General features: G+C 43.5%; 7 protein-coding genes. 3 read left to right on the top strand and 4 right to left on the bottom strand.

What is annotated here, in order from left to right:
• Positions 1-85 precede the first annotated feature (85 nt).
• From FGL37_RS04095 to FGL37_RS04085, 3 genes are all read left to right on the top strand, one after another.
• Positions 86-1,810: a hypothetical protein gene (locus tag FGL37_RS04095; protein ID WP_028072482.1), complete on the top strand. Its 1,725-nt coding sequence runs from the start codon at positions 86-88 to the stop codon at positions 1,808-1,810.
• 79 nt (positions 1,811-1,889) lie between these two features.
• Entirely contained in the window at positions 1,890-5,315 is a 3,426-nt protein-coding gene (locus tag FGL37_RS04090) for a DEAD/DEAH box helicase (protein ID WP_160169560.1), read from the top strand.
• 18 nt (positions 5,316-5,333) lie between these two features.
• Entirely contained in the window at positions 5,334-5,564 is a 231-nt protein-coding gene (locus FGL37_RS04085) for a hypothetical protein (RefSeq protein ID WP_028072484.1), read from the top strand.
• 197 nt (positions 5,565-5,761) lie between these two features.
• On the opposite strand, the gene FGL37_RS04080 is transcribed toward FGL37_RS04085, so the two are convergent.
• From FGL37_RS04080 to FGL37_RS04065, 4 genes are all read right to left on the bottom strand, one after another.
• A complete protein-coding gene (locus FGL37_RS04080; protein WP_028072485.1) occupies positions 5,762-6,847 on the bottom strand; it encodes a Gfo/Idh/MocA family protein in 1,086 nt (361 codons plus the stop codon).
• A gap of 48 nt (positions 6,848-6,895) precedes the next feature.
• Entirely contained in the window at positions 6,896-7,504 is a 609-nt protein-coding gene (locus FGL37_RS25680) for a barstar family protein (protein ID WP_232048629.1), read from the bottom strand.
• A gap of 44 nt (positions 7,505-7,548) precedes the next feature.
• Positions 7,549-9,474 (bottom strand): heparinase II/III domain-containing protein, encoded by a 1,926-nt coding sequence (locus FGL37_RS04070; RefSeq protein WP_138096668.1) that lies wholly within the window; start codon positions 9,472-9,474, stop codon positions 7,549-7,551.
• Between the two features lie 146 nt (positions 9,475-9,620).
• Positions 9,621-12,011, bottom strand: coding sequence for a TonB-dependent receptor (locus tag FGL37_RS04065; protein WP_037534688.1), 2,391 nt, complete (start codon positions 12,009-12,011; stop codon positions 9,621-9,623).
• Positions 12,012-12,123 lie beyond the last annotated feature (112 nt).

Below are 12,123 nucleotides of genomic sequence, written 5' to 3'. Positions count from 1 at the left end.
TCGTTATGTGCAATTTTTGCGGTCAGCGCGCGCTGTTGCTGCTGCTTTCTGTTGCATGGTTTTTTATCTAAAGTCATTTTTTGAAATGGAAATTAATAGCCAATTAATCATTGATCGGTTGTCTCAGCGTCTAGACCTCGATCGCGTTTACCTCGTTAAGTATGAATTTCTTAAGCAGGAGTATCATCATTTATTGCTGGCACTTAAACCCGTGAGCGGTCTTTCGCATAAAGTATTAAAGCCCATAGTGGAGTTATGTTTGATGGATCAGGAAAATATTTCCTTTGAAATAGTGCCCACAGGCGAAATGCTCAATAAGATAAAAACAGGTAGTTTATACTATTCCTATGCATCGCTGGCCGAGCATATCATTTATCTTGACAGTAAGAAGCATAGTCAGCCGCTTAAGGCAAAAGAACTTAAGAGTATTTCGGAAATTTCGCAGGAGTATTACCAAAAGATGACGCCGGTTTCGGTTGATTTTTTCAGGGGAGCTGAAACCTTTGCTGCACAAGGAAATTTTCAGAGAGCCGTTTTTATGCTGCACCAGAGCGTGGAAAACCATTTACGGCTGTTGCAGATCATGATCGATGGAAAAGCCAATAATGTCCATCATATCAGCAATAGAATCAAGAATCTCCATGAGCATTTTTCTATGTTGAGGCAATCAATTACGGGAAAAGATGCTGATGAACAGGCACGCTTTAAATTGTTGGACAGCGCTTTTAACGCGGTAAAACAAAATAAGGACTTGGAGATATCAGCCTTTGATGCCTCCTGGCTTTATGATCACTGCAAGACCATCCTTAGTGCAGTAGGAGAGCTGTACCTGGATTTTATGAAACGCCTTCAGACGGGCTATGAGAAAATGAGGGAAATGGAAGCGTTAAAACTGAAAGAGAGTAAAACTGTCGAATCTGGGAAGTGTATCGAAGCGAAAAAGACAGCAGTAGTGTCAAACGACCCTATTTTTCATGCATTTCCCTGGCCGGAGCAGTATCAATCGGACATATATCATTTGCTTGATCAAGTTCGTCAGGAGAATCGTCCCGAACAGATTATGTTGCTGAATTACTATGCAAGTGATGCACGAGGCAAAGGGTTATTCGAATTCCCGCAACAGGAGCACAGCAATGCTGAAATTTATCTCGCGGTCATCAAGAAGAAAATCGGTCCATACCATTTTCGAAAAATATCTTATGGACGGGTGACAGCAATCATGGCCTTTTTAAATACAAATTTTATTGAAACAAAATTAAATACAGGCAGTCGCTTCTCGCATACGATTTGGAACGAATCTGTGGTGCTTTATCGCGATCCAAGCTATAAGCCTACTTATTCTATTTCACCGGTAAATTGGTCGGACGCCCTGTATAAAACTGCCAATACGTGGGCGCGAAATGCAAAGCTCATGCAAGACCTGGTCGCTACCTGTTGTAATGATTGTTTCTCTAGCCGACCATTGGCCGTACTCTTGTTAAACCAGCTCACCCTGATCGGATTGCATAGTTATCTCTATTTACGAATCGGCTATGCGCCAATGAATGCGGCTGTACAAGACCTTGTTGCCTGGACTTGTATCTGTGACAAAAAGGTGAGCCAGTTTTTTGTGGCAAAAGACGATACGGAGGAAATCTTGAATGGACAACTATTAAAGTTGATGAAAGGCCGGGTCTATGAGCTTCCTCCAGAATTGGACCAACTGGACTTAAACTACTTTAAGTCCAAAGCCAAGGCGATTGCAGCTTTTTTTACCGACCTATGCGAGCAGAGTTTGAAGTATATGGAGTTGAAATCCAAGACTATATAAATTGAAGTTCCGATAAAATATCAGGCCTTTACATAGGTATGATAACAAAACATAAACCATGATAACTAAACATAGATCAATGAATGAAATAGAGGTAGCGATACCGTGGCAAAGCAAGAATGAGAAATCGCTGTCGATCGTTTATCTTAAAAGATTTTTTAACGGAAAATCTGCAAAATTTGATTGGGATTTTAGCGTGCTGCTGGAAGAAAGTGTTTTTAATAATACATATGTATTTGAAGGATTTTCTAGAGGAAGAGGCAATGTTCGTCTTCAAATAAGACTGACCGCTGAACACCTAAAAGTAAATTGCTCGTGTGGAAGAATGGAAGCAACATTATGTGAACATGCCTATAGTTTGTTGCGCGAAAAGGTAAGTAAGAATAAATATTATTTTGTTCATCTATACGATCCAAAATGGTTTAAACCTCATGCGAATCAACGCAAGCTATTTAAATTGTCTCTTAAGAATGAACATGGAGGAATGCCGGCAATTGAAATCAATGCCACGGCAGATCGGGGTAGCATTTATGGTTTTCACAAACCATCGGAGATATGCCATCTAGCTAGCCATAAAATTTATCCCATTAAGCCTGCAGTTCCCAAGCCGCAAGGTAAGTTTATTGTTGCCATACCGATAAATAATACGATCGATCATTTACCTTTTTTACTTCCTTTTTTAAGTGACGAAAAGAAAAAATACGTTTTCAAGGAAAGCTATCTATTTAAAGAAGACATGCCACATCCAGAACATCTCACTTGCCATGAGTTGATGCTTGATGCTGTAGCACGGAAAATGGTACAGCTAGGGGCTTCTGCATTTCGACTCAATGGATGCGACGCACTCTCCTTTGCTGAAAAGAACGAAAGACGTCATCGAATAATGGACTTATGGAGGGATCTCGTCTCCAATCAATTGTGTAAAGATGAGCTGATCTTCTTCTATTCCAATACCAACAATTTTGGTCTAACACATTGTCGATTCCGATACAGCTCCCATCTCAACCAGGTTCGTAAACTAAAAATTGCTAATGGAGATGTTAAACTTAAGATTCAATTGGTCGAAAGCCAAGATGGTCTATTGATGGAATTGCTAGCTTATTATAAAGGCAATTTGTTGAAGAAAATCAAGTTTTTGAGTGATGTGCATAGTTTCTTTCTGGAACTAGGCTCCAAACATGTTCTTTTCATTGATGATTTACATGTCGAAAAATTGCTAAACCAGTTTCGGTATTCGGCATTCAGGATTTTTGTATTGAGTCAAGACATTGGCAAGTTCTATGACGAAATCTTACATCCAATAGCGCCCCATTTTTCTATAGAATACAGACAGGAGGGGCTTCAGGAACTGCCAACAACGGTGGAAAAGAAAGATGAACAAACCAAAATACTGGAGCTGTCCCTTAAAGACGACTTATTAGTCCTGAGAGCCTATATAGATTTTGGGACAGTTACCTTGCCCATTGTTGATATGCCTAGTACCACTGTCTTAACTTACATCGATAATAAAATTTGTGTTCAAGAGCGCCATGTTGAGACGGAGCTGGCCTTTAGCAATTTTGTTAAAAATCAACATGAATCTTTTGAAGAGCAGGCTTCTGCCCACACTTGGGAATTGCGAACATCACTAATTTCTCGAACGAATTGGATAAAGAATCTCGGTAAAGTATGTCAGGATCATCACATTAAGCTCAAGCTTAGCGGTTTGGTTAAAGGATCTAACTATTATCCTTTCTCTTTGAAATGGGAGGTGGGGGAGCTGAAGTCGCAGTCCAATTTATTATACGTCAATATAAAATTTAAGCTGGGGAAATTAGTACTCGAACCTAGCCAGTTTGAACCTTATTTATTGGAAAGGAAAAATTGGTTTAAGATCAATAACGGCGACCATGTCTATATCAGTGACACGTTGAAATCGCTTTTTTTACCCTTATTTGGTCAGGCACGTATAGAAGACCCTTACCTCATTTTCACCTCAGCGCAATTAATTTCTTTTCAAACACAATTGGAACAGATAGATCCTAGGATTATTAGCGATAGTACAAGAGAACGGCGAGATAAATTGGCCAATATGACAGAAATACCTTTATTAGATGTTCCCCATACCGTAAAAGCAACGTTACGACCTTACCAATTGGTTGGTTTTAGCTGGATGGCATTTTTACAGGAGTTTCAATGGGGCGGTATTCTGGCCGATGACATGGGACTGGGAAAAACATTACAGGTTATTACTTTATTGGAATACTATTATCAAAATAATCCAGAGGCGGACCCTTCCATTGTTATCGTTCCTAATTCCTTGCTATTTAATTGGCAGAATGAAATTAAAAAATTTGTTCCGGAACGAAGTTATTATGTATATCATGGTACGAAAAGAAAAGATCAGGAGACTTTAGCGAAGGCATCGATCGTACTTACAACGTATGGAACTGCAATGGCAGACTTCTCTTTTCTTCAATCTCAATCATTCAGCTATATGATTTTGGATGAATCTCAAATGGTAAAAAATCGGAATTCCAAGCGGTTCGAATATTTGTTTTCTATTCAAGCATCATTTCGAATTGCCATGACTGGTACGCCAATTGAAAACGGTATTGAAGACATCTATGCACAAATGACCATGGTCAATCCGGGCTTTTTTGGGAGTTACAGAAATTTTAATAAAATGTATAAGTCTCTTGGAGACGTGGAAGAAGCCGATGTACCCCTAACGAATTTGCAGAAGATGATTGCTCCATTCATCTTGAGAAGAACCAAAAAGCAGGTGGCATTAGATTTACCTGATAAAACAGAAACTACCCTCTATTTGGACATGCAGCACGAACAACGGAAGCTTTATGACATCTATCGTAAAAGATATCGAGTGGAAATTGAAGAGAATTTAAACGGTGAAGATTCTTCAAAGTTGAAGTTTTTTGCGTTGGAGGCTTTGCAGAAGCTAAGACAACTATGCAACTCTCCTGTTCTGATGAAAGATGGTGACTTTGGTAACGAGTCAATCAAATTGGACTTCATTGATGAAATTATGGCGGAGGTCGCTCCTAACCATAAGATCTTGCTCTTTTCAGCGTACACGTCCATGCTTAAGCTTGTAGCTCAACGAATTGATAATAGTGGAATAGACTATATCTACCTGGATGGAAAGATGAACCAAGAGCAAAGGCAAGCTGCCGTGGAAAAATTTCAAAACGATGACGAATGTCGTGTCTTTTTGATCAGCCTAAAAGCCGGCGGGACTGGTTTGAACCTCACTGCTGCGGACTACGTCTACATCTTAGATCCTTGGTGGAATCCTGCCGCCGAAGCACAGGCGATAGACCGCTGCTACCGGATAGGTCAAGATAAGCATGTAATGGCCTATAAGATTGTTTGCAGGGATTCTGTTGAAGAACATATTCTGGCGCTTCAGGAAAGTAAAAAACGAATTTCTGAGGGCCTGATTTTGGATGAAACCAATCTGATGAAATCTATCAGTAAAGAAGAACTACTTAAACTATTCGATTAACCACAAAAAATAAAATTAATGAAGACAGATTCTACAACCCGCATTTCCTATTCGGCACCACTGCCCTACGTAAATGCAAGGCCAGAAGCTTCGGCTACCGTTATATTGCACATCCTTAAAATCAACAAAAATTCCTTTATGCATCAATATCTAAAAGATAAGTCCGCCTATAATTTAGTGGCCAGAGCCTTAGGTTTTTTGGGCATGATCAGGTACAGAACTTCAAGAAGGGATCAAAAATCGAGCTAAACGAAAAGGAACGGAATATAGTTACGAGATTGCTACAACGGCTGATAAAACTAGCGATTAATTTCCCGCGGACTCAACTGCTATTTGGATGCTTTTAAATGGCAGGATAGTTAGCCTTCTGCTGACTTTGGGCGCGGCCCTGAGGTGTATGGACAGCCGATCAGTCCCGAGGTATGTGTATCACATACCCCGTTGTTTTATTCCAGGATGATAGACTTGCCTTCTTTGGCGGAGCGCTTTGCTGCTTCCAATATCTCGACAACGATGACGTTATTGCTGATGGATCCCAGATCCTTTTCCACTGCTTTTTTATCTTTCAATACTTGCTCCAGGTAAGCAATATGATGCTCAAAATAGGGTAAGTCTAACGGAACAGCCGACGGTAGATCGTTGTGCTGTGAATATTTGAACAGTTCCTTGTCATTTTTAGCATAAAGCTGCGCCTTTGTGCCAAATACCTGAAAGTCTTTGACACTATAAGGCCATGCCCAGGACGCCTGAATGATACCTGTGCTGCCGTCTTTATAGTTGAGTATGATTGTGGCATCATCTTCCACCTTTGGATACACCTGAGGCTTAAGCGAATGGGTAAAAGCAGTGACCGAGACCGGGCGCTCACCATCCTTGAGCCAAGTCATCAAATTGGCCCCGTAGCAGCCGAAATCCATCAATGCACCACCACCATTTTTTTGAGGATCAGTCAGCCAGTCCAAAAAATAACTGCTGCAGCCGATCTCTTTAGGCCCTTCGTGGCCGTCTTTCACAATCATTCGTGTAATATTTCCAATTTCCTTTTTATCAACCAACTGTTTTAACTGTTGATTGCTTTTGTACCAAGTGGTTTCATAATTGACTAAAAACGGTGTGTCGTATTGGACTGACAGTGCAGCAATACGTTTGGCATCTGCCAACGTCGTTGCGAGCGGCTTTTCAACCATAACAGGTATTTTGAGTGGCAGGCAGGATTCGGCGACGAGGATATGTTCATTGGTGGGGTTATAAGCTAGTACAACGTCAGGCCTTGTCTGTTTCAACAAGCTGTTCAGATCTGTGTAGAACACCGATTCAGGAAGATGGTACTCAGACTGGATTTTTGCTGCCAAAACTTTATTGGGCTCTGCCACAGCGATGATATCCACTTTTTTCTCCTTATATAAATGGAGTAATAGATAGACATGATCATGGTTGAGGCCCGCTACGGCAACTTTAAGCAGTTCGCCGGCATATGCCGACTGTTGAGCCAGTAGAGCGAAAAAGAATAGCACGTTGAATAACTGTTTCATATGACGGTATTAGGTACTCTAAGATAACATTTTGTAAGCGATAAATGACTAATAAATCCAGTCAACCTTCTTGTGTGATAAAATGATCTCCGTGATGATGTCGAAGTAGGTTTGCCCTTTGCCCGCTTGTAAGTCGGTTAGTTTCTGCTGGAAATAGGTCTGATTGTAGGGAGAACCCGTGGACAGTTTGTTCCGGTAGTACTGTAAGGTCACCGCCACACCCAGTTTTTCACGGCTATAAGCGATATCCTTCCAGATCATGGTATGTTTATCTGCATCGCTTAGCTTACCAAATCCGCCATACAGTAAATCGTTAAACCCATCGAGCGAACCGATTGCCCAGTTTTCGTCGGACATATAAACCCGGTTGATTTCTGCGTAAAAACTCGGTATATCGTGTATATTTTTGCCCTCTATCAGTGCAAAGCCGTGCTGAGGATGGTCTGCAATGATCTGCTTCAGGTCAGCCCAGATAGCTTGGCTTGAAAGTATTTCCGCAGTCTTTTCCGACAACCATTTTGAAGCAAACAAGAACAGCTCAGGTGATGGGGCTTGCTCGAAGAGCACGCGAAGAGAGTCCTTCAAACTCGAAGGATCAGGTGCGCTGACCAAGATCCGCGCTATGGCAGCGATCTGATTTCTTACTTTTATCCCCATTGCTTTGCGTTGGATGTTTAGCAATATAGCTAAAAAATCCAATTTTACATCTGTTGCTCACGAATGACAAATGTATATTTTCCATTGGATTTTACCTCCTTAGCCTTGAGATTAATGCGATAAAGCCGGTCTCCCCACACGTTGGTCAAGCGCGGATCATCTTGGGGGATGGTGTCGAAAGAAGCATCAAACTGGCGGGTATTGAATTGCAGTACCGCTAGACCATCGCCTAAGGTGATTTCACCTGAATGGATATGCGGCTCCCCGGCCACCAAAAAATGGATGATATTAGCCTGTGATGGCTTATTTATTTTAAACTCCTCCTGTATGGTGAGTCCCATTTCGGTTAGCGTATAGCTGCGCGTCCAGTGGTCGATATGCGCCGAGTCGGGATAAGCGCCCCCGATGTCGAGCTGAAAGGTATGCTTTTCTGGGGTGAATATTACATTTTTGGCCTTGTACGCTTTGCCAAAAGCCTGATCCGTACCGTTGATCAGCGGGAGGTTATGATAGGCGCCCTGCATTGTCCAGATGCTATACCGCTCGTTGCTGAATGTCTTTTTATTATAAGTGCCTACACCCGCATCAACAAATAAAGGTTGGTGTTTTCGATATAAGATAAAGCTGCCCACATCGTTGTGGTTGTGGCTTTCATTGTTGAAGCCGCCTTTTGCAGCAAAGAAGTAATCTGCTTTTTTCAGGTAAATAAATTGTGTTTCGGGATACCACTTGGCGTTATTTTCCGGAAGCTTAGCCTGAACCTTATCCAGCTGCGGGTGACATCTCAGGTCTTCAAATGCGCGGAAGATATCACGGGAAGGCTTGAAAACATTTTTTTTGTCGTTCATCTCCTCGATATATCTAGCGAATTGCATCATTTCGTTACTGTGTACGTCCTGTCCAAAACGGTAAATCAGCAGCGGCTCGCCGCCACCTTTGGCAGACGCATCGGCAAAATTAACCACCCATTGATCTCCGCCAATGTAGGATTGCGAGATATATTCGCCCATGTCACGGATTAAGGGTTGGTCAAAGATACTGACCTTATTGTTTGTAGCCATGGACAGTATTTTCAGATAATCATATAGTTTGCCTGCCGCGTGTCCCCAATACGATGGCCCCTCTTCGCAGGCGCCGTCTTTTTTGATATAATTGATAAAACGGTCCACCGAAGACATGGTCTTATAGATACCGTTAAGCTGAGTATCCGGGTTGTCTTCGGTCAATAGCAGACAGGTCAATACATTAAAATTGCACCAGGGGTTCCAGTTATTGACAATCTGGTTTTCCCGGAGTTCAAATGCCTGCCACCACATGTCGTTGCGGTCCAGATAAGGCTCGATAATACGCTCGTGGATCTGCTGTTTGATACGGAGACTGATCGCCGGATTAATTTTATTAAATTCGGTCCGAAAGAAATAATGTGTCCAGGCCAGTAAAGAACCCAAGTCGCCAGCCATTAGGTCGAGGACCTGTGTACGTTGCTGCGGCAGAGACCTTTTGGAGGATTGAAAAGCAGGTAGATGTGCAGAGAGCGACCAAGTGGACATTTCGGTCAGGTGCCAGCTCCCGTTGATAATTTGGTCTATATAACGTCCTTTGCCTTCCGCCAGTTCCGCCAGGATAAGGCTGGACAGGGCGCTGACGTTTTCGTTCAGCGGTTTTTCCATGATGGTGCGGTTGCCCGAACGTTCGTATTCCAGGTAATCCGTCGCCTTGACTACCTGCCACTGGTAACTGAGCACACTGTTGCCCTTCTCAATAATCTGTTCTTTGAAAGGAGCCACCAATTGTTCCCAGCCTGCGCGGTCGGCATATTCGGGGTAAGGGATCCAGGATCTTCCTGTTTTTAAATAGGATCTGACATCTTCTTGTTTAAACGTCCCTGTCAGCAGGTTAAGCTCCTTGCCCAGCGCACATTGAAACGTGAGCTGGCAGAAGAAGATGAATAGTATAACGTGTCTTTTCATTTTTCTTATTCAGGCTTGGGGCAGCCCATAGAAGGAGCCGCGATCACATCCGCGGCTCCTTCTATGGGCTGATCAATGTTGCGATGAATATACTGATTTAGGAAGAAGGATCCATACAGTTTTGTCGCAATCGATTTCGCGCTTCCTTAAAACTCAATGCGATAGTTTATGGTAGGGATAATGCCTGTCCATTTTTGGGCTTCGATCACGCGTTTGCTGAAATTGTAATGCATGCCGACGGTATTTTCTCTATTGAGGACGTTTTGAATGTCAAGAATGAAAAGATGACTTACTTTCTTTCGGTTGATGCGATAGCTCGATGAAAAATCGACCCGGACATAAGGTGAGGCTGTGAGGGTATTGATCCGGTTTTGATCGACGATCTCCTCATCCAGCCGCAGCGACTCCTCTTCAAGTACCGGCGAGTACTTTCTTCCGCCAGCATAGATGAGCTTTCCATTTAAGCCAAATAAATTATTCTTATTTTTCCCAACAGTCCATTCTTTTCCAAGCAACAAGTTGCTGACATAGCCTGTGTTGAAAGTAGTATTGAATTCTTTTCCGTTTAACGCTTTAAATTTCGAATCGAATAACGAGGCTGTTGCCATAAAATAATAGCCTTTGCTCAGTGATTTTTCGAGTGTCAGCTCAAGGCCGTAGTTTTTGCCGGTACCTTTATTGACTAGCTGGCGGTAAGTGGAGGTGCCGATGGCGCCGATATCAGATACATTGAGCAGCGAAAAATTGATTTCGGGATCTGAAGAGACGGGTACATCATACAAATGTTGGTAGTACATTTCGGTTTTCAAGCGTAAGGTACGGCTGAGGTTCTTTTCGTAGCCCACCACTGCCTGGGCTGATCGGGTCGGCGATAAGGGCACATTCTCGTGGCTGGTCTGACCATCGCCGCTCTTTGCAAAGTAATAGGTAAGCGGTTCTAAGCGGTTGTATAAACCCGTGCCGAAGGAAATTGTCTGATCCGCGGCAATCTGCCAATTAAGGCCGATTCTGGGTTCCACGTTCCAGCTTTTGCTCAATACAAAGTAATTCGCATGCACTCCTGTATTTAGAGTGAGTTTATCATTCAAAGTGGTCTTAAGCTGTGCGAATGCGTCGTATGTGCTGGTGCTTCCATCTTCGTTGATCCGTTCTTTTAAGGCGGCAAGTTCGGTGTCATAGCTGCGTGCATAGAGATCGTAGCGCAATAAAGTCGCATTGATACCCGCACGGATGGTGTTGCTGCTGTTTGCCCGATAATTCAAGCTGCCCGCATAGCGGATAGCAGTGTTGGTAAATTTATCCTTATGGTACAAGCTGCTGATATAGTCCCGTGATAGGGTGTCTGTGGTATTCGAATTACGGCTTACCGACATGGAAATGATGTTTGTGAAATATAAGCGGTCATTGGCGATATATTGGTGTTTTAGTCCTGCACTCCCGGCATTAAAGGTCAGATCCATGTCCTGGGCATCGGTGCGTTCTTCCCACTTTTGGTAATCGCGTTCGGCTGTTTCCTTGAGTTTGCCCAAACCACCGATTCCAAACAGTGAAAAGGTACCTGCTTTTTTGGTGGGGAATACAAAGTTGAAGGAAAGATCCTGATACTTGGGTACGCCAGTGTCCGACACTTTGACTCCGGCCTTTTCCAGAAGGCTTAAGGAGGAATAGCGGTAGCTGATCAGATAAGAAGCATCGCTCCCTTTTTTAAAAGGGCCTTCCAGCGTAGCACCGACACCCAGTACACCGACATTAAAGGTATATTCCCGCTTGTCCGTATTCCCTTTCCGGAACTTCAGATCGAAGACCCCAGCGGTGGCATTGTTATATTCTGCGGCCAGACCGCCGGTATAGAAGTCAGACTTGCCGAGCACCATGGCGTTGAGCATGCTAATGCCGCCACCAGCAGCCCCTTCCGCGCCAAAATGATTGGGGTTTACGATCTCGATACCTTCCAGCCGCCACTGTAGGCTCTTGGGTGAGTTACCACGTACGATGATCTCATTGTCATCACCACCGGCAACCGCACCCGGAAAGCTCTGGGCCATCCTTGCTGGGTCAAAAAATGCACCTGCATAACGATTGGTTTCTTCGGGCGAAAAGGAACGCCCGCTCGCCATTGCCATTTGATTCAGGGGCTGTTTGCCTGTATGCGCATATACCACGGCCTCGTTCAGCGTGTTGGCCTGTGGTTCCAGTTCGATATGCACTACATTCTCCCGTCCGCTGGTGACCAGTAGTTCGGACAGATCTTCCTGTCTATAACCTGCCATCCGGACCTGGAGGGATTGCCGTCCCACAGGCACATCTGTCATCCGGAAGACACCGTCCCGGTCTGAACTGACCGACCTGTTATTGCCCCGGGAAGATAGGGTGACAGTCGCTCCGGCAAGAGGTAGTCTGGTATTTTTGTCAAGGATTGTTCCCTTGACGGTTTCAGTCACGACCTGCCGGCTTACTTTGGCTGAATCCTGTTGCTGGGCAAACGACAGCTTCGTCTGGGCGCATAACGCAAGTATTACGATGGATGATAGTTTCATATAGATTAAGCTTTATCTCTATGACAGCCAACTCCGCCTTGACCCTTGTCGATAAGTTATATTTTTTTATTTATAAGGGGTCATAGCATATGCTGAAAATGTAGTGCAGCCT

It is taken from the genome of Sphingobacterium thalpophilum, assembly GCF_901482695.1.
GTDB classification, from domain to species: Bacteria; Bacteroidota; Bacteroidia; order Sphingobacteriales; family Sphingobacteriaceae; genus Sphingobacterium; species Sphingobacterium thalpophilum.
This window is presented reverse-complemented; position numbering and strand designations above follow the sequence as displayed.

Coding starts and splice junctions, on each gene's coding strand:
- FGL37_RS04095 (WP_028072482.1), top strand. CDS start 86: ATGGAAATTAATAGCCAATTAATCATTGATCGGTTGTCTCAGCGTCTA.
- FGL37_RS04090 (WP_160169560.1), top strand. CDS start 1,890: ATGAATGAAATAGAGGTAGCGATACCGTGGCAAAGCAAGAATGAGAAA.
- FGL37_RS04085 (WP_028072484.1), top strand. CDS start 5,334: ATGAAGACAGATTCTACAACCCGCATTTCCTATTCGGCACCACTGCCC.
- FGL37_RS04080 (WP_028072485.1), bottom strand. CDS start 6,847: ATGAAACAGTTATTCAACGTGCTATTCTTTTTCGCTCTACTGGCTCAA.
- FGL37_RS25680 (WP_232048629.1), bottom strand. CDS start 7,504: ATGGGGATAAAAGTAAGAAATCAGATCGCTGCCATAGCGCGGATCTTG.
- FGL37_RS04070 (WP_138096668.1), bottom strand. CDS start 9,474: ATGAAAAGACACGTTATACTATTCATCTTCTTCTGCCAGCTCACGTTT.
- FGL37_RS04065 (WP_037534688.1), bottom strand. CDS start 12,011: ATGAAACTATCATCCATCGTAATACTTGCGTTATGCGCCCAGACGAAG.